This window comes from Burkholderia sp. BCC1988 (assembly GCF_905339895.1).
Classification (GTDB): Bacteria; Pseudomonadota; Gammaproteobacteria; order Burkholderiales; family Burkholderiaceae; genus Burkholderia.
The window spans coordinates 77,229-101,896 of record NZ_CAJPHA010000007.1; the positions used below are offsets into that span (position 1 = coordinate 77,229).

A 24,668-nucleotide genomic window follows, 5' to 3' on the forward strand; every position below is an offset into this window, starting at 1 on the left:
TTGGCACGGTGAGGAGGCGCGGGATGAGCAAGCGGATTGGAGCGTTGCTGATGGCCTGTGTGCCGGCGGTTTCCCATGCGGACACGGTCGTCGACGAACTGAAGGCGCAGTTGCAGGTGTTGCAAAGAAAGGTCGAAAGTCTGGAGCGGGCCGCGAAGGATGCGCCGGCGAAGTCGGGGAGCGCGAATCCGGGTGTTTCGGAGGAGGAATTCGCCGATCTCAAGCAACAAGTGGCCAGACAGAATCTGCAGGTCGAGACACTCAGTACGGCAGCGAGCGAGGGGCCGATCGCCGGCCTGTCGATCACCGGCTATCTGGATCCGATGTATCTGTACAACCGGAATGCGCGCAGCGGCGGCGTCTCGTTTCTCGATCACAACAGCGGGTATACGTACTATGGCGGCAACATGGGCGACGTATACCTCGACATCAAGAAGACGTTCGGCGTCGGGCCTACCGCCCCTTCAGCCGAAATCCAGATTCAGCCCAACCGCGGTGCCGGCAATACGACGCTCGACGGTGCCAAGGGAAACAATATTTTCAATACGGCTTTCGTGACGATCCCGCACGACGACACGAACCAGTTCCTGTTCGGCCTCATGCCCAGCGTCGCAGGCTACGAGTCGCAGCAATCCAACCTGCTGCCGACGCTGACGCACAACCTCCTGTACGACTTCAGCATTCCCGGCTATTTCGTCGGCGCCGGATACAACGGATCCAAGGGCGACTACAGCTGGAAGGTGATCGTCGGCAATGCGCAGAACCTGACGCACGCGGCGATCGCATCCGATTCGAGCGGACGCCTGCATACGAGTCTCACGCCGATGATCAACTGGCGGATCGATCGCAGCAAGGGCGCCTGGGACGTGGGGTGGTCGGGTGCGATCGGCCGCCAGCCGATCTATTCGGGCAATGCCGGCGGGGATTGCGCGTCGGGAGGCTTCGGCTACAACTGTACGGCTGCATCGCCGTTTTCGACCTACATGTTCATGGACATCGACGCGACCTACGCGGTCGCGGACACGACGTTCAACGCGGAAGTGGACTTCGGCAAGCAGAAGCATGCGGCATGGAACGGACGGGATGCAACGTGGTGGGGGCTTTCGATGCTGTATACGCGCAAATGGCACCTGCCGACGATCGGCCTGATGGGTGTCGCGTTGCGCTGGGATTATCTGAACGACAGCCGTAACGGCGGCGGAGGCGGGAATACCTATGTCGGCGGCAGCGCGCTGGCGGGCAATGCCTCGGCCGGAACCGACGGCCTGAACGGCTTCGGGATCGATCCGTCCTGTCTGGCCGCGTCGAGCGACAACGGACTCGAATGTCGCGGGGCGAATCGGCAGGACGTCGCGTTCGACCTGATGTTCTACCCGGCCGTGAACTACACGATCAAGGTCGAATACCGCCATGACTGGGCAAACAAGAACGTGTTCCAGCGCGCCGACGGCTCGTGGCGAAAAAGCAATGACGTGATCGGCACGACGCTGGTCTATACGTTCTGACCTCGGGCATCGCGCATGACGCGCATGCCGACGGAATCCGATTTCATTTTCAGACGAGCGAGCACTCCATGAATCTCACCGACGCCGCACCGCTGTTTCAGCGGCCGGCCAACCTAAGCGATCCGGCGCACAGCGATGCCGGATTCGTCCGCATCGAGAAGCTGGTCAAGAAGTTCGGCGATGCGGTTGCCGTGCAGGAGGTCGACCTCTGCGTCGGCAAGGGCGAACTGTTCGCGCTGCTGGGCAGCTCCGGATGCGGAAAGTCGACGTTGTTGCGGATGCTGGCCGGCTTCGAGGCGCCGACTTCGGGCCGCATCCTCGTCGACGGCACGGACATCACGGAATGTCCGCCGTATCGGCGGCCGGTCAACATGATGTTTCAGTCGTATGCGCTGTTTCCGCATCTGAGCGTCGCGCAGAACGTCGCGTTCGGGCTGAAATGGGAAAAGATGACACGGCATGCCCGCAGGGAGCGCGTCATGCAGATGCTCGAACTGGTGCAGATGGCCTCGTTCGCGAACCGGCGGCCCGATCAGCTTTCCGGTGGGCAGCAGCAGCGTGTCGCGCTTGCTCGATCGCTGGCGAAACAGCCGAAGCTCCTGCTTCTCGACGAACCGATGTCGGCACTGGATCGGCAGATTCGCCAGCAGACCCAGCTGGAACTCGTGAAGATCATCGAGAAGGTCGGCGTGACCTGCATCATGGTGACGCACGACCAGGAGGAGGCCATGGCGATGGCTGACCGTCTCGCGATCATGAGCGCCGGAAACATCGTGCAGACGGGAACGCCTCGCGACGTCTACGAATATCCGAATTGCCGGTTCACGGCGAGTTTCATCGGCACGACCAACATTCTCGAGGGAACCGTGCACGAGAGCAGCCCTGATCATACGGTGATCCGCTGCGGGCAACTCGAGTCGGAGATTTACGTCGGCCACGGCATCACGGGTTCGCCCGGCATGGCGGTCGCCGTTTCGGTCCGGCCGACCCGGGTCAGGGTGTCGCGCCGACGGATTGCCGGTGAACGCAACTGCGCTGTCGGCACGGTCGTCGACACGGTGTACATGGGCGATTATTCGAGCTTCCATGTTGCGCTTGCGAGCGGCAGGACATTGCTGTCGCATGTGCCGGTCGCGGGCGGGACGGTTGATCGCCTGCCCGCCGCGGGAGAAGAGGTCACCCTGTGCTGGGATGCAGACGACGTGATGGTGCTGACGGCATGAACATCTCCCGTATTCAGTTGACGCAGCGCCGCCGGTTGCCGACCGTGCTGCAACGCGTGCCGGCATGGTTCGGCTCGATTGCGCCGAGCCGGCGCAGCCTCGCGATCGCCGTTCCGTCGGCCTGGCTCGCGCTGGTGCTCGCCATTCCGTTTCTGCTGGTCCTCAAGATCAGTTTTTCAGACGTCGCGCTTCGAAGCCCGCCCTATACGGACACGATCGTCGTGTCGGATTCGCTGATTCGGATCGTATTGAGCCTGCAGCATTACGCCAACGTGCTGACCGACAGTCTCTATGTGTCGACCTACTTCAGTTCGCTGAAAATCGCGGCGATCTCGACCGCACTGTGTCTCGTGCTCGGCTTCCCGTTCGCGTATTGCATTTCGCGGGCGTCGCCGGCGCGCAGGAACGTGCTGCTGCTCGGCGTGATGTTGCCGTTCTGGACGTCATTCCTGCTGCGGGTCTATGCGTGGAGCGGCATTCTCAAGGACGACGGCATCCTCAACCGCGCGCTGATGGCGGCCGGTCTGATCGCATCGCCGCTGCGCCTCTATCACACCGATATCGGCGTCTATATCGGGATGGTGTACTCGTACCTGCCGTTCATGATCATGCCGTTGTGCGCGCACCTGATGAAGATGGACATGCGCCTGCTCGAGGCGGCCTACGATCTCGGTGCCGGGCCGGTGGAGGCGTTCTTTCGCGTCACCATCCCGCTCGCGCGAAACGGCATTGTCGCCGGCAGCTTGCTCGTGTTCATTCCGTCGGTCGGCGAATACGTGATTCCTGAATTGCTCGGCGGATCCGACACGTTGATGATCGGGCGGTTGATGTGGGACGAGTTTTTCAACAATATGGACTGGCCGGCGGCGGCGGCCATCACCGTCGCGATGATGGTGTTGCTGCTCGTGCCGATCGCTGCATTTCAGCATTACCAGAACCGCGAGCGTGGAGGCACGGCGTGAAGAACATGACTGGCAAGGCGAGTGTGCTCGTGCTCGTTCTCGGATTTGCATTCCTGTATTTTCCGATCGCAAGCGTGATCGTTTACTCGTTCAACGATTCGAAGCTGGCAAGCGTGTGGTCCCATGCATCGTTGAGATGGTATGCCGAGCTGACGCGCGACGACGAACTGCTGCATGCGGCCGGGCTTTCGTTGAAGATCGCGTTTTGCACCGCATGCCTGTCGGCCCTGATCGGCACATGGGCGGGCTTCGTTCTCGCGCGCTTCAATCGCTTTCGCGGGCGGTCCGCGTTTTCGCTGTTGATCAATGCGCCGCTCGTCATTCCGGAAGTGGTACTCGGTATCGCGTTGCTGCTGTTGTTCGTCGCGCTCGAGCAGTGTCTCGGCTGGCCGTCCGGGCGCGGCTGGATGACGATGGCGATCGGACATACGGTGCTGTGCGTCTCGTACGTCGCGGTCATCGTTCAGTCGCGCGTGAAGGAGCTGAATATCGCCATCGAGGAAGCCGCGCTCGATCTGGGTGCCGGCCCGGTCGCCGCGTTCTTTCACGTGACGCTCCCGGCGATCTTTCAAGCGATCGCGTCCGGATGGCTGCTGTCGTTCACGATTTCGCTCGACGACCTCATTCTGTCGGCATTTCTCTCCGGGCCGGGTTCGACCACGCTGCCGCTGGTGGTGTTCTCCCGGGTACGGCTCGGGATGAATCCGGAGATGAACGCGCTGGCAACCGTGATGATCGGGGGCGTATCGCTGATCGTGCTGACGGCGAGCGGTCTGAAACGCCGGCAGGTTCGATTTGCGCGGTAACGGCGAACTCGGCCTGCCGGCCGGGATGCGACGGCACATTCTTCGAAAACAGGGGCGGACCGTGACCCGGCAGTCCGGGAAATTCCTACTAGTTGTCTAGGGAGGTTCCCCTCATCATGTTTCTTATTGTGGAACTTAGTTCCAAAATATGGAACCAGCGATGGGCTCTCTCGAAAACACCAGTGCGATTTTCCAGCTTCTGACTCGTCTGCGGCGGGCTGTGACAGTCAGCGATGTCGTCCAGCATCTCGATATGCCGAAGAGTTCGGCGTCGCGTGTCTTGAAACAGATGGCGGAGCAGAAGCTCCTCGAACGCGACCCCGGGACGCTTGCCTACGGGCCGGCGTTGATGCTGCTCGAACTTGCGCACATGGTTCGGGCGTCGACGCCCCTGCTCAGCATGATGGACAAGGCGCTGAGCGGATTGTGCGAACAGACCGGACATACCGGGTACATCTCCGTCCTCGACGAGCAGGAAGTCGTCGTGCTCCGCGTTCACCCCGGCATTCATCCGTTGCGCGTCGTCACCTTTCCGGGGCAACGCGGGCCCGCATGGGCCGGTTCGACCGGCCGGGCACTCCTCGCGCGAGAGACCGACGACTCTGTCGCGCACCGATTCGCCGGCGGGTTGCCGGCAACCTCGTCGGCTGCGCCGGATACAGTCGCCGAACTCTTGCGGCGGATCGCGGAAACCCGTCGCACCGGCTTCTCGGTCGCGCTGGACGAATCGCTGCCGGGGATCGGTGCGGTCGGATGCGCGGTCGGCGATCCTTCCAGCGGTGAATCGCTGGCATTCAGTCTGACGTTTCCGCTCACGATGAGCACGCCGGCGGAGATCGAGCGTCTCGCTGCGACGATGCGCGAACAGGCATCCCAGCTGGGCCGCACGGTCGGCGATCCGTACTGGTCGACGGGACCGGCGGCGGCTGCCTGATGCTGCATCGAACGCAGCACCGTCGCTCGTACGCGGGTTTCTGACCGGTATTCAGTCTGGAGCGGCAGGCTGTCGATGCCATTCCAGATAGCTGCGCGGTCATTTAAATAAGTATGACTAATCGAAATTGATGGTGTTACAGAAAAGGAATACTGATATGTCCTCAGTCGGGAAGTCGATGCCGGATGACGAGTTGTCTCAGGAAGTTCATCCGGGTACGTTCACTTTTTCAAATGCAATTCTATTGGTAGTGCTGAGTATAGTCGGGGCGATCATAGGCATCGAAGTGGTAACTTCACTTGGCGTCACGCCGATCACGTCGATCGTCGGCGCACTTGTTGCGATGGTGCTGGGGCGTGTGCCGCTTCGTCTGTTTGCCGGATACCGGTCGATTCACGTGCAGAACCTGGCTCAGAGCGCGATTTCCGCCGCGACGTTCGGCGCCGCCAACAGCTTGTTGCTGCCCATCGCCATTCCGTACGTATTCGGTCGCTCCGATCTGGTGATGCCGATGTTCGCCGGCGCCGCGCTGGCGATGCTGCTCGACGGCTATCTGTTGTATCGAATGTTCGATACGCGATTGTTTCCCGCGTCTGGAGCCTGGCCGCCGGGTATCGCCGCCGCGGAGGCGATCAAGGCTGGCGATCAGGGCGGACGTCAGGCCCGTCTTCTCGGCGCCGGGGTGGCGGTGGGGGCGATCGGATCGTGGTTCAACATTCCGATGTCCGCGTTCGGCACGGCGTTCATCGGCAATACCTGGTCGCTTCTGATGTTCGGCATCGGTCTGCTGCTGCGCGGCTATTCGCAGCCGATCCTCGGAATTGATATCGCCAAGGCGTATATCCCTCACGGGATCATGATTGGCGCGGGCGTCGTTGCGCTGACGCAGGCCGTGATGATCATTCGGGGGCGGCGCGATGCCGACGCCGAGCATTCCGATTCCGCCAGGGGCGTCCGGGTGCTCGGCCAGTCGCTGCGGTTCGGCGCGATCGCCTACGTGTCGATCGCTGCCACGCTCGCGGCGCTGGGCGGGCTGTTCACGGAGATGTCGCCGGGCATGTTGATCGCATTCGTGCTGTATGCGGCGCTGGCGGCATTCGTGCATGAGCTGATCGTCGGCATCGCCGCGATGCATTCCGGATGGTTTCCGGCATTCGCGGTCGCGCTGATTACGTTGCTGGTCGGCATGCTGATCGGCTTTCCGCCGATCGCACTGGCGTTGCTGTGCGGCTTTTCCGCGGCGACGGGCCCGGCATTCGCCGACATGGGCTATGACCTGAAAGCCGGTTATCTGCTGCGTGGTCGCGGCCAGAACGCGAACTTTGAAATCGCGGGACGGCAGCAGCAGTTCTTTGCGGCGACGCTGGCGTTCGTCATCTCGATTCTGGTTGTCTATTTCGCGCATCGCAGCTATTTCCACGCCGGACTGATTCCGCCCGTCGCGAAGGTTTACGTGGCGACGATCAAGGCCGGTGTCGCGGCGGACGTCGCGAAGTCATTGGCGATCTGGGCGATTCCCGGTGCGATTGCCCAATGGTTGGGCGGCCCGAAGCGTCAGATCGGCGTGTTGCTCGCAACCGGCCTCCTGATTGCAAGTCCGCTGGCGGGCTGGTGCGTATTGACCGGCATCGCGTTGCGTCTGGTGATCGAGCGCATGGGTGGCGAGGCAGCGCGCGGCGGCATGGAGACGTTCGCCGCGGGCGTCATCGCCGGTGATGCGCTGTTCAGTTTCGTCAGCCCTCTGGTCACGTTGGGCAAGACGGGTAAATAACCAAGGTAAGTCACATGAGTTTGCATCAAACCATCCAGGTATTCGAAGCGCTCGACAGCGCCTATGCGTCGGGTCAAACGATTCAAGCGCTCTTTCGATTGTTTCCTGAAGTCGAGATCGAGGTAACACCTCTTGTCGGGGCGAAGGGCGATACCGATTTCGTCAGGATGACGATCCCGGGGCGCGCGGGAAAGCGGGCGGGAGGCCATGCACCGACGCTCGGTATCGTCGGACGGTTGGGCGGTCTGGGCGCGAGGCCGGCGTGCATCGGTCTGGTATCCGATGCCGACGGTGCCATCGCGGCGGTGGCCACGGCACTCAAACTGGCAACCATGCGCGAACGGGGCGACGCATTGGCAGGCGACGTGATCATCACGACGCACGTGTGTCCAGACGCACCGACCCAGCCGCGCGAGCCTGTCGACTTCATGGATTCGCCGGTCGAGTTCGAAAAGATCGAAGCTGAGGAAGTGCTGCCCGAGATGGATGCCGTCCTTTCCGTCGATACGACGAAAGGGAACAGGATTCTCAATCACAAGGGGTTCGCGATTTCACCGACGGTCAAGCAGGGCTATATCCTGCGCGTGTCGGAGGACCTGCTGCGAATCATGGAGATGACGACCGGCCGACTGCCCGTCACGTTTCCGGTGACGACTCAGGACATCACGCCATACGGGAACGGCGTGCATCATCTGAACAGCATCATGCAACCGTCGATTTCGACGTCTGCGCCGGTGGTCGGCGTCGCGATCTCGACCGAGGCGACGGTGCCCGGCTGTGGCACGGGCGCGAGTCATGAAATCGACATCGCGTCGGCCGTCGCATTCATGACCGAGGTTGCGAAGGCATTCACGAGCGGAAAATGTCGGCTTCACGACATGGAAGAGTATGACCGTCTCGTCGAACTGTACGGCTCGCTCGCGCACCTCCAGCAGCGACGCGCGCTCGGTTGATGCAGAAATGAGTCATCGAGTGCTTGCCACGCTGACGATCGGCCAGGCGCCGAGGCCGGATATCGCACCGGTCGTCGAGGCATCGATGCCGCACGGCGTGAGGTGTGTTCATGCCGGGGTGCTGGATGGTCTGACACGCGCCGAAATGAATAGACGCTTCGCGCCCCGCAAGATGCAACCAAAGCTCGTTACGCGGATGGCAGACGGTACGACCGTCGTCCTCGACAAAGAGGCTGTCGGCGTCGCAATGCAGGAAATGCTCGGGCGCCTCGAAGCGCGAGGGTGCGACGCAGTTCTGCTGCTGTGCACCGGCGAATTCGACGGCCTTTCGTGCAGGCGTGCTCGGCTTTTCGAGCCCGACAAGATGATTCCGGCGGTAGTCGGTGTGATGGCTCAATCGTGGAAAGTCGGGGTCATCGTACCGCTTCGCGAACAGATCGAAACGGCGACGTCGAAGTGGCAACGCCTGGCGACGCCGGCGTTGTACGAAGCGTGGTCACCCTATACCGGCGACAACCGGGCGTTGACGGCGGCCGCGCGTGCGCTACGCGCACGCGGGGCGCAGATGCTGGTGCTCGACTGCATGGGATATGAACAGCGTCATCGCGATTATGTTTTTCACGAGGCGCGATGCCCGGTGATCCTGTCGAATTCTCTGGCGGCCAAATTGGTCGCCGAATGGATATGAATGTTGTCCGCGCCGTCGTCGCGGCAACGGTATTGTATTGAAGGAAGAAAATTGAAACGTCTACTGTTGATGAGCAGTTCTCGCAAGGGCGATCTCGGATATCTGGCGCATGCGCGCGAGCAGATTGATGTTGCGCTCAAGGGGCGTGCAAAGCGGATCCTGTTCGTCCCTTATGCAGGTGGCATTACGTCGACCTACGACGAATACGAACAAATGACGCGCCCCGTTTTCGAACAGATCGGCTTCGAATTCGAGTCGATTCATCGCGCCGATCCGCTTCGGGCGATTGCCGAAGCGGAGGCGATCGCGATCGGCGGCGGCAATACGTTCGCGCTGCTCAAGCGTCTGTATGACGAACGCATCGTCGATGCGATCCGGGAACGTGTGAATGACGGCATGCCATATATCGGCTGGAGCGCCGGGTGCAACGTCGCATGTCCGACGATCCGTACGACCAACGACATGCCGATCGTTCAGCCGCCGACCTTGCGCGCGCTCGGATTGGTCCATTTTCAGATCAATCCGCATTTCATCAGCGGAAAGCCGGCGGGGTTCAACGGCGAAAGCCGGGAGGAGCGGATCGCCGAGTTTCTCGCGATCAATCCCCGGGAGCACGTCATCGCATTGCCGGAGGGTACCGCACTGCTCGTCGACGGCGCCGCCGCAATGGTATTGGGCGACCAGGCCGCACTGCATTTCGTCGATTCGAACAGGGCGATTCGCCTGACGGCGAACGAGATATTCAATCTCGGTGAAATCAAGGGGCCGGTGATCGACGGAAGCTGGCCCATCTCCAGGCAGTGATCGGCGCGTCGATCGTCAGCGGGCACCGGAATCGATGGTGGCTTGTCGTTGATCGACGGAACGGTGCCGCGCCGGGCTTCGCGCCGATTCCGGATACGGTAGGCGTTCGATAAGCGGCACTTCGGGATTTCATCAAGTACCGGTTCATTTCAACGTGGGCAATCAAGGAGGAGAAAATGGGGAAATATAAATTAGGAATGCTTGCTTGTGCGATATCGATGTATGGCGGTGTGGCTCAGGCGCAGAGCAGCGTGACGCTGTACGGAGTCATCGATGCAGGGATCACTTATGTCAGCAACACCGGCGGGTCCGGTGTCGCCAAATTCGACGACGGCGTATCGTATGGAAACCGTTGGGGCCTGAAGGGAACCGAGGATCTCGGGGGAGGGCTGGCGGCAGTCTTTGTGCTCGAAAGCGGATTCAGCGTGGCGAACGGGCAACTCGGATTCGGCGGCGCGGCGTTCGGGCGGCAGGCATACGTCGGGCTTCGGAACGAGTGGGGTACGTTGTCGCTCGGCAACCAGCTGGACATGACGAAGGAGTTTGTCACGTACTACAACGTATCCGGATGGGGGAGCGGGTACGCGATTCACCAGGGCGATTTCGACCGCTTCAATGGGGACCGGTTGCCGAATTCCGTGAAATTCAAGTCAGCCAACTTCGGCGGACTCGAGTTCGGCGGCATGTATTCCTTCGGCGGGGTGGCCGGGGCGTTTCATCAAAACAGTGCCTACAGCGCCGGTGCGCATTATGCCAACGGTCGATTTTCGATGGGTGCTGCATATACGCAGCTCAACAATCCGCACGGGATATACGCGTTCGATCCATACCTGATGATCGGCACCAGCACGTTCCTCGGGAAACCGACGGTCAGCGTCGATTCGGCAACCGGAGCCGTGACCGACTTGTATGCGAGCACGCCTTTTGCGGTCGACAAACAGGCGACGTTCGGTATTGGTGCGAGTTATGAAATCGGCAAGGTAACCCTGCTCGGCAATTTCACGTATTCGACCATCAAGGGAAACGGGCAAACGTCGAGAATGAAAGTCGGCGAGGGCGGTGCAGCCTGGCAGGTGACGCCGTCGTTCAGCGTGATCGGAGGGTATCAGTACACGACGTTCGAAGGCCATCACTGGAACGAAGGGGCGCTTGGCCTCCATTACCTGTTGTCGAAACGGACCGATGTCTATCTGTCGGGAGACTACGTGAAGGCGTCGAGCGGTGTGAACGCGGTGGTGGGTTACAGCTTCGTGCCGTCGTCGACCACGACACAGGCAGACGTACGGATCGGGATGCGCCACTCGTTCTAGCCGCGATTTTGAGTAACAGATACTGTCCGCCTCATACCGGTTGACGTTCCTCGCCGAGCCCGCATGCAGGAAGATTGAATGGGGAATCCTCCTGATGCGGGCTCGCCGTGCAGGGAGCGAGACGCGAGGCGATCGTGAAGATAATGCGGAAGACGAGGGGATGGCTTCCGAACGGATTGCGCGAATTCACGAGCATCATGAAGAACGCGGAACGCCGGGGAGCGTAGTTGGCGGCAGGTGCGCGGCCCATGCCCTTGGAATCCGGTCGCCCAAGGGTTTCCGGTGTCACCGGGGACCAAGTGTGAGAGCGGTGGCGATGAAATAAAAAAAACCGCGCAGCGTTGCGCTGTTGCGGTTTTTTTGCAAATGCACGAAACACGGAAAAACCGTATCTGGTGCCGACGGCGAGACTCGAACTCGCACAGCTTTCGCCACTACCCCCTCAAGATAGCGTGTCTACCAATTTCACCACGTCGGCACTTCAGTACTGCAAGGGGCGCAATTCTAGCGCCACATTGCGCGTTTGTGAAGGGGGTGTGACGCGATTGCGAGGCAGGCGAGTGGGAAGCCGGTAAAATTCGCCGGATCGATCCGACGATCCTCACAACCGCAACCCGTTTTCTCCCCGTGACGACGACTCTCGAACAACTGCAGGCCGGCCAGCTGTCGGGCGCCCGGCAACTGAAGCTCGCGTGCGGGCTGACCGAATTCCCGCGCGAGATCTTCGATCTGGCGGACACGCTCGAAGTGCTCGACCTGTCCGGCAATGCACTGTCCGCGCTGCCGGACGACCTGTCGCGGCTGCATCGCCTGCGCATCCTGTTCGCGTCCGGCAATCGCTTCACCGAATTCCCCGACGTGCTCGGCACGTGCGCGCAGCTCGACATGATCGGCTTCAAGGCGAACCGGATCCGCACGGTGCCGCGCGATTCGCTGCCGCGCGCGCTGCGCTGGCTGATCCTGACCGACAACGAAATCGACGCACTGCCTGCCGAGATCGGCGATTGCGCGCGCCTGCAGAAGCTGATGCTCGCGGGTAACCGGCTGCGTGCGTTGCCGCCCGAAATGGCCGCCTGCCGTGCGCTGGAGCTGGTGCGGCTGTCGGCGAACCGGCTCGACGCGCTGCCGGACTGGCTGTTGCGCCTGCCGCGCCTCGCGTGGCTCGCATCGGCGGGCAATCCGTTCGGCGCCGCGCCGGAAGCCGTGGCTTCGGCCGAGCCGGGCGTCGCGGACATCGACTGGACGTCGCTGACCTGCGACGAGAAGCTCGGCGAAGGCGCGTCGGGCGTAATCCACCGCGCGCAATGGCGTGTGGACGGCGCCGCGCCGCGAGCGGTCGCGGTCAAGCTGTTCAAGGGCGCGGTGACGAGCGACGGCCTGCCCGATTGCGAAATGGCCGCCTGCCTGCACGCCGGGCGCCATCCGAACATGATTCCGGTGATCGGCAAGGTGCGCGGTCATCCGGACGGCACGCACGGCCTCGTGATGGAACTGGTCGATCCGGCGCTGACCAATCTCGCCGGGCCGCCGAGCTTCGCGTCCTGCACGCGCGACGTATATGCGGCCGATGCGCGATTCGCGCCGGCCGACGCGTCGCGGATCGCGCTCGGCATCGCGTCGGTCGCCGCGCATCTGCACGCGCGCGGCATCATGCACGGCGACCTGTACGCGCACAACATCCTGCACGACGGCAACGGCGGCGCGCTGCTCGGCGATTTCGGCGCGGCGTCGGTCTACGACGTGAACGACCGCGAGCGCGCGGCGCGGCTCGAACGGCTGGAGGTCAGGGCGTTCGGTCATCTGCTCGGCGAGTTGCTGGCGCGCTGCGAGCCGCGTGCGTGGGAAGACTCGCACGCACTCGACGCACTGGCGGCCGCGTGCCTGAACGAGGATATCGACGCGCGGCCGTCGTTCAGCGAGATTGCGGCAGCGCTGGCCGCATCGAAGGACTGACGATTTCGCCCGCGCCGCGGCGCGGGCCGTCGCCGTGCGGATGCTTACGCCTGCCGCGCGGTCAGCAGCTTGATCCCGAGCCCGACGAACAGCAGCCCGCTCGCGCGCTTGGCCGCGCGTACCCACGGGCTGATGGCGATGCCGCGATGGAGCCGGCGCACGCCGAACGAATAGACGCTGTGCACGATGACGACGGTGCAGGCGATCGTCGCGTACATCGCGACGAACTGCATCGCGAGCGGGCGATCGTGCGCGATGAACTGCGGCATGAATGCCGACAGGAAGATCATCGTCTTCGGATTGCTGCCCGACACGAACAGCGCTTCGCGGAACAGTTTCCTGCGGTCGGGCTCGACGATCGCGGCCCCGCCGTCCGGCGAACGGCGGTTGCGCCCGCCGCGCAGTTGCCGGATGCCCAGATAGATCAGATACGCGGCGCCGACGACCTTCATCGCGATGAACAGCGGCGGCATCTCGGCCAGCACGGCGCCGACGCCGAACGCGACGAGCATGACCACCGCGCCTTGCGCGACGAGGTTGCCCGCGATCGTCGCGGCGGTGCCGCGCGAGCCGTAGCGCACCGTGTTGCGGATGACGAGCAGCACGTTGGGGCCCGGCGACAGCGTGGTTGCGAGATAGGCGGCGGCAAACAGCAGCCAGGTCTGAATGGACATGCGGCGCTCCGAAAGGCGGGTTCCGAGGTCGGGGTGAATCCGTGCATGATGCCACGGCGGCGCGGTTCACCCCGACACACGGCGTCAACGCGCGTCGCGCACGCAGTAGGCGGCGATCGACGACGGCGAATCGATCGCGGACGGCCGCGTCATCCAGGCGATCCACCCCGCCCATAACCCGCAGACGATCAGCACGGCGACATTCAACGGCGTCCGGTAGCGGACGATCAGGTTGGCCAGCGGCAGGCGTTCCTTGCTCATGTGCATCTCCTTCGGTCGTTGCGCAGGCGGCGTTACTGGCCGGTGTAGGACGGCGCCTTCGCGTCGCAGGTCACGGACGCCGTCGCGCCGTCGGCGAAATGCAGCCGCAACGGCACCTTCGCGCCGGGCGCGACGGGCTGGCGCGGCTCCTCCAGCATCACGTGATAGCCCTTCGGCCTGAACGTCACCGTGCCGTGCGCGGGCACGTCGACCGCTTCGACGTGAACCATCTTCGCGGTGCTGCCGGCCGTCTGCGTTTCGTGCATCATCGCCATCCCGAACGTGGGCGTATCGATGCCCGTGAGCGTGACGGGCTTGTCGCCGTCGTTCTTCAGCGTGAAATAGCCGGATGACGGCACCGTCGCCGGCATCGTGCGGATCCAGCATGCATCGGCCTGGACGGCCGACGCGGCGAACGTGGCGGGCGCCTGCAGCGCCAGTAGTGCGAACAGCAGGCTGGTCGGAATCGAGCGTTTCATTGTTGGTGTTCCTGATCGGGTAGGGAAGCGCGGGCAGCGTATGCGGTTACTTCAGCGTGAACGCGTAGCGGCCCTGCGTGCGATGGCCGTCGCTCGCCACCGCGACCCGACCGTGTACGTGCCGGGCGTCAGGTTCGCCAGTGCGACATGCATCCGCTTCCGGTTGCCGGCGTCGACCGCGGATTTCCCGTCGGCGACCGACTGGCCGTGGCTGTCGGTGACGGCGATCGAACTGAATGCGGGTTCGAGCGTTTCGCTGAAGTCGATCGTCACCGCGTGCGGCGCGCTCGACAGCGTGGCGTCGGCGGCCGGTTCCAGGGTTTTCGGGTGCGCGTGCGCGTGTGCGGCCTGGGCGACGACGAAGCCGAGAGCGACGAGTGCGCCGCGGAGGAATGCAGTGGTTTTCATGACGGGATGATCCGGTTGGAAATGATAAGGAAAACGATGTATTCGAATTCAGCACGCGGCCGCGCGTTCGCGCGCGCGCAACGGCCTGAAGCGGGCGAGCGCACGCACGGCACGGCGCCGCGAGCAATACGGTCGAACATGATCGTCCTTCGAAACGTGACACGGCATGCACGCGCGGGCGCGTGCGGACGGCGCGATGCGCTGCGGCATCACGCGCGGTGACGACGAATCAGGACGTGAAGGGCGGGGCGCGCGGCTGCGCGGCCGTGAGCGGCAGCGCGCGGCGCAGGCTGTCGAAGCGGGTTGCTTCGCGGTGCTGGAGCGGGTGGACGTTGGCCGCGAACGTCAGTTCGGGCGCGGGCAGGGCCGGCGTATGGGCGAGCAGGCTGCAATAGCCGCAGGCCTGCAGATGCGCCTGCAGGCTTTTCGACGACGCATCGCCGGCGTGGCCGCCGTCAGCCGGCGCAACCGTGCAGTGGCCGGCAAGCAGCGCGTCGACACGGCCTTGCGTCGTCAGCGCCTGCGAGATCGTCGGCGCGAGCGCCGTCATCAGGATGGCGAGCATCCCGATCAGACTGACGATCTTCCGGAAACGACGACTCAGCATGCGATGCGCGGGGCGGCGTAGGGTAACGATGGAGCGGATTATGCCATGCACCCGCGGCTAGGGCATGCGGGCACGTGGATACCGGGAATGACGCGCGCCGCGCTCACGCGTGCTTCGCCAGATATTTCGTGATCAGCATCATCTGCGCGGCCCAGCCGTGATCGTTCATCTCGCGCGCCTTCGCACGGCGCGCTTCGATCAGCTGGTCGAAACCCGTCTCGGTGACCGTCAGCAGCGTGCCGCCGTCTTTTTCCGCGAGCGCGAACGTGACGAGCGTCATCGGCTCGGACGTGTAATCGAAGTTCGGGTCGATCGCGAACGGGTGCCAGCGAAAGGAGAACAGTTGTTTCGGCTCGACGCGATCGACGACGATTTCGAACACAGTGCCCGCATACGGCTCCTGTGCCTTGGCGACGTCGTCATCGACGCGCGTCGGCGTGATGCGGCCGAACAGCGGCTGGTCGGGCACGAACGGCCCGTCGAACGACACGCCGAACCAGATGCCGAATTCGCCGGCATTGCTGACGGCTTCCCAGACGCGCGCCAGCGGCGCGGCGAGCAAGGCTTGCTTCTCGATGCGATCGGTGGACTGGGTCATCATCTTCTCCAGGCAGGCATCATCGTTGCGGGACGGCGCGCGGCAGCGCGCCGCGTTCAGTCGATCATCACCGCGTCGGGCACGTCGAGCACGACATCCGAAGTCGCGACGGCCACGCACGGCAGCGTATAGCCGTCGGCCTTCTCCTCGCGGCTCAGGCCCGGCCATTCGATCGTATAGCGTACGCTGCCGCTGACGATCCTGCACAGGCAGCTTCGGCACGTGCCGTTGCGGCACGAGCGCGGCAGTCGGACGTGCGCGAACGCGGCGGCCTCGAGCAGCGTCAGCGAATCGGGCGCGTCGAACGTCGCGCCAAGCGGCTCGATGCGCACGAGAGGCGGGTGGTCGGGATCGGTCATGGGTGAAAGCGGGCGGCGAATCGGCAGCGAAGCGAGGCAAGGCAGCGCGATGCCGGAAGGCAACGCAAGCGCCAAGCATACCCGAAGCCGCCTGCGGCCGGCGCCCGTCGGGCGGGCAACCGGCCCGGAACGTGTCAGTGCCGGCGCAGGTAGCGGTATACGGTATTGCGCGCGAGCCCGAGCTCCCGCGCGGCGGCCGATACGTTGCCGCCGTGCCGTGCGAGCACGGCATCGATCACCGCGGCCTGGTGGCTCTGCAGCGTCGTCGCTTCGCGCACGTCGGCCGGTGCGGCTTGCGCCGCGGGTGCGTCGTCGCAGTCGAGCCAGAAATCGTCGGGCAGGTGCGCGAGCGTGATTTCGGCTTCGTCTTCGGCGAGCATGCCGGCCGTGCGCAGCACGTTGGTCATTTGCCGCAGGTTGCCGGGCCAGCGGTGCCGCATGAACGCGTCGAGCACGTCGGCCGCGAGGCGGTCCGGCATCGGCTCGCTGCGCGCCAGCCGCGCGAGGATCCGCTCGACCAGCGCGGGCAGGTCGGTGCGCGCGGCGAGCGGCGGCAGCGTGACCGCGAGCCCGTTGATCCGGTAGAACAGGTCTTCGCGGAACGTGCCTGCGGCGATCATCGCGCGCAGGTCGCGGTGGGTCGCGCAGACCACCCGCACGTCGACCGGCACCGCGCGTGCGCCGCCGAGCGGCATCACCGCGCGCTCCTGCAGTACACGCATCAGCCTGACCTGCTGCGCGAGCGGCATGTCGCCGATTTCGTCGAGAAACAGCGTGCCGCCGTCGGCCTGCACGATCTTGCCGGGGCTGCCGCGCTTGCGCGCGCCTGTGAACGCACCGTCCTCATAGCCGAACAGTTCGGCCTCGATCAGCGAATCCGGCAGCGCCGCGCAGTTGACCGCGACGAACGGGCCGTCCGCGCGCGGCGATGCCTGGTGCAGCGCACGCGCGAGCCATTCCTTGCCGGTGCCGGTCTGGCCGAGGATCAGCAACGGCAGGTCGCGTCCGCGGATCTTCGCGACGCGTTCGAGCACGGCGGCCATCCGCGCATCGCCGGTGTCGAGCGTCGCGAACGTGATCGCGTCGGGATCCGGCGCCCGCGTGCGCACGGCGGGGGCGGGCGGCGTGACGGCGACGGTCGTCTTGTGCGCTTCCGCGAATTCGCAGCGGGCGAGCACGCGCACGCCGGTCGACAGCGTGAGGCGGAACGGTGCGCCGGCCGCGCGGGCTGCGTGCTGCGCGAGCTGGCCGAAGTGCATGCCGAACAGCGCGTCGCAGCCTTGATGCTGCAATGCATCGAACGTCGCGCCGAGCTGGAATTGCGCGCTCCGGTTCGCGGCGATCAGCCCCCCGTCGGGGCCGAACGCGACGAGCCCGGCGAACAGCGAGTCGACGCAATCCTCGTGGGCGTGGAAGCGCAGCCGCAGCGCTTCCGCGCACTGGTTCGCGAACAGGTGGTTCTCGATCAGCTGCGCGGACATCCGCACCAGCGCGAGCGTATGGGGGCTGAAGCCGCGCGGGTCTCCGCTCACGTCGAGCGTGCCGAGGGTACGGCCGAACGGATCGATGATCGGCGCGCACGAGCAGGTGAGGATATGGTTCGCGCGCAGGAAGTGTTCCGAGCCGTGCACGGCGACCGCCTGGCCCGATGCGAGCGCGGTGCCGATCGCGTTGGTGCCGCGTGCGCCTTCGGCCCATGACACGCCGGTGCACAGCGCGACGCGGTTCGCCTTCTCGATGAAGTCCGCGTCGCCGATGCTGTGCAGGATCACGCCGTCGGCATCGGTGAGCAGCACGAGGCTTTGCGTGTCGGCGATTTGCGCGTGGAGGTTTTCCATCACCGGGCGCGCGTGCGCGAACAATGCGTGGTTCGTGTCGAGCAGTTCGCGCAGTGCGAGCCGCGACAGCGGCGAGAAATCGGGGCGCTCGTTCGCGCGCAGGCCGACCGCGGTCGAACGGGCATGCGCCTGCGCGAGCAGGTCGGTGCGGCCCGCGGTGGCGGGCAGCACGAAAGATTGAGGCATGTCTTGTCTCCTGTCGACCAGAGTTAGCGCTTTAGCGCTTACTCTGGTCCCATGCTTCGCGGTCGACCAGAGTTAGCGCTTTAGCGCTTACTCTGGTCCCATGCTTCGCGGTCGGCCGGAGTTGGCGCTTCAGCGCTTACTTGGGCCCATGCTTCGCGATCGGCCCAAGTTGGCGCTTCAGCGCTTGCTCTGGTCCCACGCTTCGCGGTCAACCCGAATCCGCACATCAGCGCGTTCCGAGGCCCCCGCTTCGCAGTCGAAACCCTTGGACGCCCTGCACCGCACCATCCGCCACCCGGGCCGCCGCCGTCGATATCGCCTCATCATACAAGCGCCGCGCACGTTGTGCGACTGCGTACAAAAACCCCTTGCTTTTAAGCGCCCGCCTGCAATGATGGAAAAGGAACACGCACGCGCCGTGTTCCGCATCGCAACATGCATGCGACGCGACATGCATCCGTTCGGGAGACGCATCATGGTTCGGACGGAACTGAGAGTCGTGCTGGCGGCCATCGCCACTTTCATCATGCTGGGCGGCATCGCCGTGGCGATCCACGGTCTGCTGTTCGACCTGAGCGACGCGGTGCAATACGGAGCGGCCGCGATTGCGGCGGGCGCCACGACCGCCGCGATCGCGCTGAACGTCTGGCCTACCGATCCTCACTGACGCCGTTCGGCAAAACGGTGCCGGATGTTGCGCTGGTCAGAGGAAATGCGCGTCGGGACGACGCACATCGCAAATTTTGCCTCCTGCGCGAAACCGTCTAAAGTGGAATGCAACCGGCATGCATTAGTCCGCGCCATACCCCCGTGGATCGTGCCTCTGCCGGCGAGCCCGCGTAAATTTTCGTCCGGCCGGTAGCGGACGACGGACGCGGTCATTTGCTTTCTACCGGTCGAGGCGGCTCCCATGCAGATCCATTTCACGAATGAGAAGCCCGAATATTCGGGGCGCGACCTGATGCTGGGTTTCACGGCGCTGGTCAATGGCGAGCGCGTCCAATGTCAGATCACCGCCGAGGCGCTGGAGGATCATTTCGGTGCGGCATCGCCGCGCTTCGAGGACATGGTCGGTGCGTACGATCAGCACCGCGAGCGGATCGAGGCAGCCGCACGGCGGTTGCTGTCCGAGACGCGCGCGCAATGCGTGACGCTGCGCAGCGGCTACGTGCGCTTCTACGAAGCGAACTGGCGCTGAGCCGGACGACCGGGCAGCGACGGAGCGGGCGCCGGATACCGGCGCCCGTGTCATATCGGCGCGGGCTCGTCCGGTAGATCGATCGCTTGTGCGGGACGATGCGCTGCACGGTCCGGGCATCGTGCGGCGCGATGGCGTGCCCGCGTTCCGTTTCGCTTGATCCCGTTTCGCTCAATCTGCGCCGATCAGCGCATACGCGCCGCCCGTTGCGTCGTGCGTGCGCGCGATGCGTGCGAAGCCTGCGTCGGCGAGGTGCATGCCGGCAATCAGCAAGCGATCCGAAGCGACTTCGGCGAGCGTGGCCGCGCGGGTCGCCGATGCCTGCGACGGATCGTGATCGAACGCGATCGACACGTCTGGGCGAGCAACCTGGATCGGCGCGAAATGCACGAGATCGCCCCAGATCAGCAGGCGCTTGCCCTGCGATTCGACGCGATAGCCGGTGTGGCCGGGCGTGTGCCCCGGCAGCGGCACGGCGGCGATACCGGGCAGCACGTCGCCTGCCGCGATGGTGCGCAGTTGCGCCGCGCAGGCGTCGAACGCGCGCCGCGCGATTCGGACATTGACGCGCGCGCGCTCGCTGGCCCTTTCGTACATATCGTCGTCCAGCCAGAACATGCGTTCCCGTTCGTCGATGAGCACCTCCGCTTGCGGAAAGGCCGGGCGCCCGTCTGCGTCGAGCAGGCCGCCGATGTGGTCCGGATGCGCGTGCGTCAGCAGGACCGTGTCGATCTCGCGTGCATCGATGCCGGCTTGCGACAGCGACGGACGCAGCAGGCCGCCCCAGTTCCGGATGCCGCCGGCACCGGTGTCGACGAGCACGGTGCGGCCGTTGCCGCGTATCACGTAGCAGTTGATGTTGACCGCCGACGGCGTGTGCATGCCGGCCCGGTGCATGATGCGGGTCGCGTCGTCGACGTCGATGTTCGACAGCAGATCGAGGCCGGCCGTCAGCGTGCCGTCGCTGATCGCGGTCACCGTGAAATCGCCGACTTGGCGGCGCGGGAAAGAAGGCCGTGGAACGGGTGCGCTCATGGGGTCAATGTCGGGCGTGAAGGTGGGTGGTGTCGTAGCCGAAGCAGCGGATGCGTGCGACGAATCCGGTGTGCCGAAGAATCTCGCGATCCAGTTCGGCCATGAACCGGTCCATCAATTCAGTGGTACGAAATGATGCGATGCGAAAGCGGATCTCCGCGCTGACCGGATGTCCTCGGCCGAGCCGGATCGGAACGTAGGCGACGTGGATCGTGCCGGGTGCGGCGCGCAACACCTCGGTGCAGAGCGTCTCGCAGGCTGACGACAGTGCATCGAGTGCCGCGCTGGACGGCATGCTCGTCCCGGGGATGAAAATCGTGACGCTGGGCATGGCCGGGCTCCCGTCAGCGTGCGGCCGACGTCGTCGTCGCGCTGACAAGCCGGTCGCCCATCGGCGCATAGCACCGGATCGCGGCGCCCGACGCATCCGACGCGAGCCGCGCCTGATCGTGATCGAGGACCGCCAGCCAGCGAGTGGCCGGCTGGCGGTCCAGCGCGACCGCATGCATGGCGGTGGCTGCGATACCTGCTCGCGCGAACGGGGCGGCGTCGTCGCAAACGGCCAGCCATTGATGGCCGGAGACGGCCGGCGCGGGTGCCGCGCTGTCGTACACGTTACGGCGCCATTCGACGATGTGCGGCTGCCAGCGCGCGAAATTGCCGCCGCCCTTGTCGCGATACTCGGCCGACGTCAGCACGTCCGGGCCGTCGATCGTATGCAGCGCGAGGTAGACGGGGCCGTCGCCGCCGAGGGCGCGAAAGCGTTGCGACGTGCGGAAGCCGGATACCGAGATCAGCGCCGGCAGTTTGACGCGGCTGTAGAAGTCGTTCCACCCGGCTTCGACGGCGGGCTCGGCGATGCTGCATTCAACGGCATAGATCATGACATCTCCACGGGTGGCGAGCGGCCTTCGGGCGCGATCGGCCGGCTCGACGGGGTGAGTTTTTGTCATGATAATGAGCGGAAGAATGGGCGGAAAACGATGATTCGTCACCATTCAATGACATTTGATCAAGCCATGACCGACGGCGGTCGGACCGGGAGCAATCGTGACGCGACGCAGGATTCCGAGCAATTCGGCATTGATGGCATTCGAGGCCGCGGCGCGGCATGGGAGCTTCGCGCGCGCCGCCGACGAACTGGCGTTGACGGAAGGCGCGATCAGCCGGCAGATCGGCCGGCTGGAGACGTTCCTGGGCGTCACGCTGTTCGAACGGGTCGGCAACCGCGTGCGGGTGGCGCCGAACGGCGCGCGCTACGCGGCGCAGGTTCGCGAAGTGCTGGACCGGCTCGAGCGCGACAGCCAGTACATGATGGGGCAGGCCGGCGACGGCGGCAGCGTCGATATCGCCGTGACGCCGACGTTTGCGACGCGCTGGCTGATTCCGCGGCTCAAGGGATTCCAGACGCAGCATCCGAACATCACGGTGCATTTCGCCGATCGCGCCGAGCCGTTCGTGCTGGCCGGCAGCGGCTTCGACGCGGCGATTCACTTCGAGCATCCGGCCTGGGCCGGCATGCATACGTACCGGTTGTGCGAGGAGGTGCTGGTGCCGGTCTGCCATCCGTCGCTGCTCGCGGGCGGGCAGCCGGACACCTTGCTGGGCACGCTGCCGCGCCTGCACAAGCGCCAGACGCCCGATGCGTGGTCGGCTTACGTGCAGGAGACGGGGTTGCCCGTGAACAATCCGGCCGCCGGCGCCCGCTACGATCTTTACTCGATGCTGATCGCCGCGGCGCTGGCCGGGCTCGGCGTCGCGCTGGTGCCGCGCCTCTATGTCGACGCCGAAATCGCGCAGGGGCTGCTCGCGGCGCCCTGGCCGGACGGGCGGGGCGTGGTCAAGCGCTTCTGTCTCGTGTTGCCGGAGGCGCTGGAACTGGGCGAGGGGCCGTTGCAGACCTTCGCGCGCTGGGTGCTCCGGCAGGCGGACGCGTGACCTGACGTCGCCCGCACCATGCGGGCGCCCATGTGAAACGACCCGGCCGCAAATGCGACCGGGTCGTCAGGGGCCGTCCTTCTCGCCATGCCGTTCGGTTCCGCGACAGGAACCGGGCGGCACTACACCTGAAGGTGGCGTCTTTTCATCATGCATCGCACCGATGCGCGTGCGTCACTCGCTGCCGAGATAGAAGAAGCGGAACAGGAACACGGCCGCGATGATCCACACGATCGGCTTGACCGTGCGGGCCTGGCCCGTCAGCAGCTTCAGGCCGCCGTACGCGATGAAGCCGAATGCGACGCCGTTCGCGATCGAGTACGTGAACGGCATCAGCAGCGCGGTCAGCGCGGCCGGCACGGCTTCGGTCGCGTCGTCCCACGGCACGTCGACCATCTCGCGCAGCATCAGGCACGACACGTACAGCAGTGCCGGTGCCGTTGCGTAGCCCGGCACGACGCCGGCGAGCGGCGCGATGAACAGGCACGCGAGGAACAGCACGGCGACGGTGATCGCCGTCACGCCGGTGCGGCCGCCGGCCTGCACGCCCGATGCGCTTTCGATATACGCGGTGGTCGACGACGTGCCGAGCACCGAGCCCGCGACGATCGCGGTGCTGTCGGCGAGCAGCGCCTTGTTCAGGCGGTTCATCTTGCCTTCGACGAGCAGGCCCGCGCGGTTCGCGACGCCCATCAGCGTGCCGGTCGCATCGAACAGCTCGACGAGGAAGAACACGAGGATCACGTTGATGATGCCGGTCGACAGCGCGGCGCCGATGTCGAGCTTGAACAGCGTCGCGTCGATCGACGGCGGCGCGGAGAACACGCCGTGGAACTGATTGCCGCCGAAGAAGAACGACAGGACGGTGACACCGATGATGCCGATCAGGATCGCGCCGCGCACGCGCAGGTGGTCGAGCGTGACGATCGTGAAGAAGCCGATGATCGCGAGGATCGTCGTGGGCTTGTGCAGGTCGCCGAGCGTGACGAGCGTGGCCGGGCTGCCGACGATCACGCCCGAGGTCTTCAGCGAGATGATGCCGAGGAACAGGCCGATGCCGGCGGTGATCGAGATGCGCAGCGATTTCGGAATGCCGTTGACGATCGCCTCGCGCACGCGGAACAGCGTGACGAGCAGGAACAGGCAGCCGGAGATGAACACCGCGCCGAGCGCGGCCTGCCACGTGAAGCCCATCCCCTTGACGACCGTATACGCGAAATACGCGTTCAGGCCCATGCCGGGCGCGCACGCGATCGGATAGTTCGCGTACAGCCCCATGATGATCGATGCCAGCGCCGCGACGAGGCAGGTCGCGACGAACACGGATTCCTTCGGCATGCCGGCATCGCCGAGGATCGCGGGGTTGACGAAGATGATGTAGGCCATCGTCAGGAACGTGGTGACGCCCGCGAGTATTTCGGTGCGGAAGTCGGTGCCGGCTTCAGCGAAGCCGAAATACCGCTTGATGGATTCCATGAAGGCGTTTTCTCCGGTCGGGTTGTCGTGTTGCTTGTTGTTCGTGCCGAATTGTTGTAAGGCAGCGCGAGGCCGGCCTACTGTAACCAGCCACTATTGCCGCGCTATCGGCGGATTGTAATAGCGCGGATAGCTCGGACGATATAGTTGCGGGGCACGATCGGCCGCGTTCGCGCGAACGGTCGGACAGGCCGGCCGCGCGAGGAAGGCGCGCATTTTACCGGTTCGGACGAAGCGGGCAGGTAGAAACGATGAAAACGATTCGATGAGGGGGCGGCGGGCCGGGCCGGCCGATGCGGGCGCAACGACATGACCGGCATGCGGCGCGCGGCCGCCGCGCGATGACATGCGATGACATGCGACTGCAATGGCGCACCCGCATGCTGGCCTAACGCAGGACGGCCGCAATGCATGCGCGAACGCGCACGCAGCATGACCGGCGCGGATGCGCAGCGGCCTGCAGCGGCCATTCATCAGTCGAGGCGGTTGCAGATATCGGGCTATCCTGCGCCGAACCCGTTCCGTCCGCAACTGTCATTTCGCGCTGCGGGCCCGACTGTGGTTTCTGTGTAAAAGATTGCAAGACGTCATCGCGTTAACCGGCAAGTCTTTCTAGGATAGATACACCGCGCACACACGCCGGCCAGTCGTTGCCGACGCGGGGGAGTCGCAGTCCGTGCAGGGCAGGCGGTGAAGTGCGGT

Annotated in this window: 26 protein-coding genes, 1 tRNA gene and 1 pseudogene; 14 read left to right on the plus strand and 14 right to left on the minus strand. The window is 64.7% G+C overall.

Annotated features, from left to right (window positions below; translation table 11 throughout):
- Positions 1-23 precede the first annotated feature (23 nt).
- The 10 genes from U4012_RS11860 (at position 24) to U4012_RS11905 (ending at position 10,956) form a co-directional block, all read left to right on the plus strand.
- Positions 24-1,505, plus strand: a complete 1,482-nt coding sequence (locus U4012_RS11860; RefSeq protein ID WP_321798669.1) for a DUF3138 family protein — start codon at positions 24-26, stop codon at positions 1,503-1,505.
- Positions 1,506-1,573: 68 nt separating this feature from the next.
- On the plus strand, positions 1,574-2,728 hold the full coding sequence (locus U4012_RS11865; RefSeq protein ID WP_321798671.1) for an ABC transporter ATP-binding protein: 1,155 nt from the start codon (positions 1,574-1,576) through the stop codon (positions 2,726-2,728).
- Complete coding sequence (locus U4012_RS11870) at positions 2,725-3,690, plus strand: ABC transporter permease subunit (RefSeq protein ID WP_321798673.1); 966 nt, start codon at positions 2,725-2,727, stop codon at positions 3,688-3,690. Before U4012_RS11865 ends, U4012_RS11870 begins: the two co-directional genes overlap by 4 nt.
- A gap of 5 nt (positions 3,691-3,695) precedes the next feature.
- The gene (locus U4012_RS11875; protein ID WP_124667501.1) at positions 3,696-4,496 is read left to right on the plus strand and encodes an ABC transporter permease subunit; all 801 of its coding nucleotides are present in this window, start codon (positions 3,696-3,698) and stop codon (positions 4,494-4,496) included.
- A gap of 160 nt (positions 4,497-4,656) precedes the next feature.
- Positions 4,657-5,430: an IclR family transcriptional regulator gene (locus U4012_RS11880; RefSeq protein WP_321798675.1), complete on the plus strand. Its 774-nt coding sequence runs from the start codon at positions 4,657-4,659 to the stop codon at positions 5,428-5,430.
- Positions 5,431-5,587: 157 nt separating this feature from the next.
- The gene (locus U4012_RS11885) at positions 5,588-7,201 is read left to right on the plus strand and encodes an OPT/YSL family transporter (RefSeq protein ID WP_321798677.1); all 1,614 of its coding nucleotides are present in this window, start codon (positions 5,588-5,590) and stop codon (positions 7,199-7,201) included.
- Between the two features lie 14 nt (positions 7,202-7,215).
- Entirely contained in the window at positions 7,216-8,154 is a 939-nt protein-coding gene (locus U4012_RS11890) for a DUF1177 domain-containing protein (RefSeq protein WP_321798679.1), read from the plus strand.
- Between the two features lie 19 nt (positions 8,155-8,173).
- Positions 8,174-8,842, plus strand: coding sequence for an AroM family protein (locus U4012_RS11895; protein WP_321798681.1), 669 nt, complete (start codon positions 8,174-8,176; stop codon positions 8,840-8,842).
- A 51-nt stretch (positions 8,843-8,893) separates the two neighbouring features.
- Complete coding sequence (gene pepE, locus U4012_RS11900; RefSeq protein ID WP_415750374.1) at positions 8,894-9,646, plus strand: dipeptidase PepE; 753 nt, start codon at positions 8,894-8,896, stop codon at positions 9,644-9,646.
- A 176-nt stretch (positions 9,647-9,822) separates the two neighbouring features.
- Positions 9,823-10,956 carry a porin gene (locus tag U4012_RS11905; RefSeq protein WP_124667467.1) on the plus strand — a complete coding sequence of 378 codons (1,134 nt, stop codon included), beginning with the start codon at positions 9,823-9,825 and terminating at the stop codon, positions 10,954-10,956.
- A gap of 393 nt (positions 10,957-11,349) precedes the next feature.
- Here U4012_RS11905 and U4012_RS11910 read toward each other — a convergent pair.
- A tRNA-Leu gene (locus tag U4012_RS11910) sits at positions 11,350-11,434 on the minus strand.
- A 149-nt stretch (positions 11,435-11,583) separates the two neighbouring features.
- On the opposite strand from U4012_RS11910, the gene U4012_RS11915 reads away from it, so the two are divergent.
- Positions 11,584-12,909, plus strand: a complete 1,326-nt coding sequence (locus U4012_RS11915; RefSeq protein WP_321798684.1) for a leucine-rich repeat-containing protein kinase family protein — start codon at positions 11,584-11,586, stop codon at positions 12,907-12,909.
- 44 nt (positions 12,910-12,953) lie between these two features.
- On the opposite strand, the gene U4012_RS11920 is transcribed toward U4012_RS11915, so the two are convergent.
- From U4012_RS11920 to U4012_RS11960, 9 genes and pseudogenes are all read right to left on the minus strand, one after another.
- Positions 12,954-13,583 (minus strand): LysE family translocator, encoded by a 630-nt coding sequence (locus tag U4012_RS11920; RefSeq protein ID WP_321798686.1) that lies wholly within the window; start codon positions 13,581-13,583, stop codon positions 12,954-12,956.
- 84 nt (positions 13,584-13,667) lie between these two features.
- Positions 13,668-13,844, minus strand: a complete 177-nt coding sequence (locus U4012_RS11925) for a hypothetical protein (protein ID WP_185733800.1) — start codon at positions 13,842-13,844, stop codon at positions 13,668-13,670.
- A 32-nt stretch (positions 13,845-13,876) separates the two neighbouring features.
- Positions 13,877-14,323, minus strand: coding sequence for a copper chaperone PCu(A)C (locus U4012_RS11930; protein ID WP_321798688.1), 447 nt, complete (start codon positions 14,321-14,323; stop codon positions 13,877-13,879).
- A gap of 46 nt (positions 14,324-14,369) precedes the next feature.
- Positions 14,370-14,731 (minus strand): annotated as a pseudogene (locus tag U4012_RS11935) (copper resistance CopC family protein).
- Positions 14,728-14,871 (minus strand): hypothetical protein, encoded by a 144-nt coding sequence (locus tag U4012_RS11940; RefSeq protein WP_321798689.1) that lies wholly within the window; start codon positions 14,869-14,871, stop codon positions 14,728-14,730. The pseudogene U4012_RS11935 and the gene U4012_RS11940 overlap by 4 nt, the downstream one beginning before the upstream one ends.
- Before the next feature lie 89 nt (positions 14,872-14,960).
- On the minus strand, positions 14,961-15,338 hold the full coding sequence (locus U4012_RS11945) for a DUF2946 domain-containing protein (RefSeq protein ID WP_321798690.1): 378 nt from the start codon (positions 15,336-15,338) through the stop codon (positions 14,961-14,963).
- Positions 15,339-15,441: 103 nt separating this feature from the next.
- Positions 15,442-15,936, minus strand: coding sequence for an SRPBCC family protein (locus tag U4012_RS11950; protein ID WP_321798691.1), 495 nt, complete (start codon positions 15,934-15,936; stop codon positions 15,442-15,444).
- Positions 15,937-15,992: 56 nt separating this feature from the next.
- Positions 15,993-16,295 (minus strand): 2Fe-2S iron-sulfur cluster-binding protein, encoded by a 303-nt coding sequence (locus U4012_RS11955; protein ID WP_059527056.1) that lies wholly within the window; start codon positions 16,293-16,295, stop codon positions 15,993-15,995.
- Positions 16,296-16,429: 134 nt separating this feature from the next.
- The gene (locus tag U4012_RS11960) at positions 16,430-18,319 is read right to left on the minus strand and encodes a sigma-54-dependent Fis family transcriptional regulator (RefSeq protein WP_321798696.1); all 1,890 of its coding nucleotides are present in this window, start codon (positions 18,317-18,319) and stop codon (positions 16,430-16,432) included.
- A 391-nt stretch (positions 18,320-18,710) separates the two neighbouring features.
- Here U4012_RS11960 and U4012_RS11965 point away from each other — a divergent pair, with 391 nt between their 5' ends.
- Positions 18,711-18,986, plus strand: coding sequence for a DUF2964 family protein (locus U4012_RS11965; protein WP_321799035.1), 276 nt, complete (start codon positions 18,711-18,713; stop codon positions 18,984-18,986).
- Positions 18,987-19,229: 243 nt separating this feature from the next.
- Positions 19,230-19,517 carry a DUF1488 domain-containing protein gene (locus U4012_RS11970; protein WP_014898618.1) on the plus strand — a complete coding sequence of 96 codons (288 nt, stop codon included), beginning with the start codon at positions 19,230-19,232 and terminating at the stop codon, positions 19,515-19,517.
- A gap of 171 nt (positions 19,518-19,688) precedes the next feature.
- Here U4012_RS11970 and U4012_RS11975 read toward each other — a convergent pair whose 3' ends face one another.
- From U4012_RS11975 to U4012_RS11985, 3 genes are read right to left on the minus strand one after another with little or no spacing between them, the layout of a single operon-like run.
- Positions 19,689-20,552, minus strand: coding sequence for an MBL fold metallo-hydrolase (locus U4012_RS11975; protein ID WP_321798700.1), 864 nt, complete (start codon positions 20,550-20,552; stop codon positions 19,689-19,691).
- A gap of 4 nt (positions 20,553-20,556) precedes the next feature.
- Positions 20,557-20,883: a hypothetical protein gene (locus U4012_RS11980; protein ID WP_124485271.1), complete on the minus strand. Its 327-nt coding sequence runs from the start codon at positions 20,881-20,883 to the stop codon at positions 20,557-20,559.
- Positions 20,884-20,896: 13 nt separating this feature from the next.
- Complete coding sequence (locus tag U4012_RS11985; RefSeq protein WP_321798703.1) at positions 20,897-21,436, minus strand: sugar ABC transporter; 540 nt, start codon at positions 21,434-21,436, stop codon at positions 20,897-20,899.
- Between the two features lie 202 nt (positions 21,437-21,638).
- Between U4012_RS11985 and U4012_RS11990 the strand changes: the two genes are divergently transcribed.
- Entirely contained in the window at positions 21,639-22,490 is an 852-nt protein-coding gene (locus U4012_RS11990) for a LysR substrate-binding domain-containing protein (RefSeq protein ID WP_321798705.1), read from the plus strand.
- 174 nt (positions 22,491-22,664) lie between these two features.
- On the opposite strand, the gene U4012_RS11995 is transcribed toward U4012_RS11990, so the two are convergent.
- The gene (locus U4012_RS11995) at positions 22,665-23,966 is read right to left on the minus strand and encodes an NCS2 family permease (RefSeq protein WP_044846874.1); all 1,302 of its coding nucleotides are present in this window, start codon (positions 23,964-23,966) and stop codon (positions 22,665-22,667) included.
- Positions 23,967-24,668 lie beyond the last annotated feature (702 nt).

Bases quoted from the DNA above. Each gene is read 5' to 3' on its own strand.
- U4012_RS11945 (WP_321798690.1), bottom strand. From the start codon at position 15,338: ATGCTGAGTCGTCGTTTCCGGAAGATCGTCAGTCTGATCGGGATGCTC.
- U4012_RS11880 (WP_321798675.1), top strand. From the start codon at position 4,657: ATGGGCTCTCTCGAAAACACCAGTGCGATTTTCCAGCTTCTGACTCGT.
- U4012_RS11875 (WP_124667501.1), top strand. From the start codon at position 3,696: ATGACTGGCAAGGCGAGTGTGCTCGTGCTCGTTCTCGGATTTGCATTC.
- U4012_RS11940 (WP_321798689.1), bottom strand. From the start codon at position 14,871: ATGTTCGACCGTATTGCTCGCGGCGCCGTGCCGTGCGTGCGCTCGCCC.
- U4012_RS11920 (WP_321798686.1), bottom strand. From the start codon at position 13,583: ATGTCCATTCAGACCTGGCTGCTGTTTGCCGCCGCCTATCTCGCAACC.
- U4012_RS11950 (WP_321798691.1), bottom strand. From the start codon at position 15,936: ATGACCCAGTCCACCGATCGCATCGAGAAGCAAGCCTTGCTCGCCGCG.
- U4012_RS11965 (WP_321799035.1), top strand. From the start codon at position 18,711: ATGATGGAAAAGGAACACGCACGCGCCGTGTTCCGCATCGCAACATGC.
- U4012_RS11995 (WP_044846874.1), bottom strand. From the start codon at position 23,966: ATGGAATCCATCAAGCGGTATTTCGGCTTCGCTGAAGCCGGCACCGAC.
- U4012_RS11930 (WP_321798688.1), bottom strand. From the start codon at position 14,323: ATGAAACGCTCGATTCCGACCAGCCTGCTGTTCGCACTACTGGCGCTG.
- U4012_RS11975 (WP_321798700.1), bottom strand. From the start codon at position 20,552: ATGAGCGCACCCGTTCCACGGCCTTCTTTCCCGCGCCGCCAAGTCGGC.
- U4012_RS11985 (WP_321798703.1), bottom strand. From the start codon at position 21,436: ATGATCTATGCCGTTGAATGCAGCATCGCCGAGCCCGCCGTCGAAGCC.
- U4012_RS11970 (WP_014898618.1), top strand. From the start codon at position 19,230: ATGCAGATCCATTTCACGAATGAGAAGCCCGAATATTCGGGGCGCGAC.
- U4012_RS11905 (WP_124667467.1), top strand. From the start codon at position 9,823: ATGGGGAAATATAAATTAGGAATGCTTGCTTGTGCGATATCGATGTAT.
- U4012_RS11955 (WP_059527056.1), bottom strand. From the start codon at position 16,295: ATGACCGATCCCGACCACCCGCCTCTCGTGCGCATCGAGCCGCTTGGC.
- U4012_RS11865 (WP_321798671.1), top strand. From the start codon at position 1,574: ATGAATCTCACCGACGCCGCACCGCTGTTTCAGCGGCCGGCCAACCTA.
- U4012_RS11925 (WP_185733800.1), bottom strand. From the start codon at position 13,844: ATGAGCAAGGAACGCCTGCCGCTGGCCAACCTGATCGTCCGCTACCGG.
- U4012_RS11980 (WP_124485271.1), bottom strand. From the start codon at position 20,883: ATGCCCAGCGTCACGATTTTCATCCCCGGGACGAGCATGCCGTCCAGC.
- U4012_RS11885 (WP_321798677.1), top strand. From the start codon at position 5,588: ATGTCCTCAGTCGGGAAGTCGATGCCGGATGACGAGTTGTCTCAGGAA.
- U4012_RS11870 (WP_321798673.1), top strand. From the start codon at position 2,725: ATGAACATCTCCCGTATTCAGTTGACGCAGCGCCGCCGGTTGCCGACC.
- U4012_RS11890 (WP_321798679.1), top strand. From the start codon at position 7,216: ATGAGTTTGCATCAAACCATCCAGGTATTCGAAGCGCTCGACAGCGCC.
- U4012_RS11960 (WP_321798696.1), bottom strand. From the start codon at position 18,319: ATGCCTCAATCTTTCGTGCTGCCCGCCACCGCGGGCCGCACCGACCTG.
- U4012_RS11860 (WP_321798669.1), top strand. From the start codon at position 24: ATGAGCAAGCGGATTGGAGCGTTGCTGATGGCCTGTGTGCCGGCGGTT.
- U4012_RS11990 (WP_321798705.1), top strand. From the start codon at position 21,639: ATGGCATTCGAGGCCGCGGCGCGGCATGGGAGCTTCGCGCGCGCCGCC.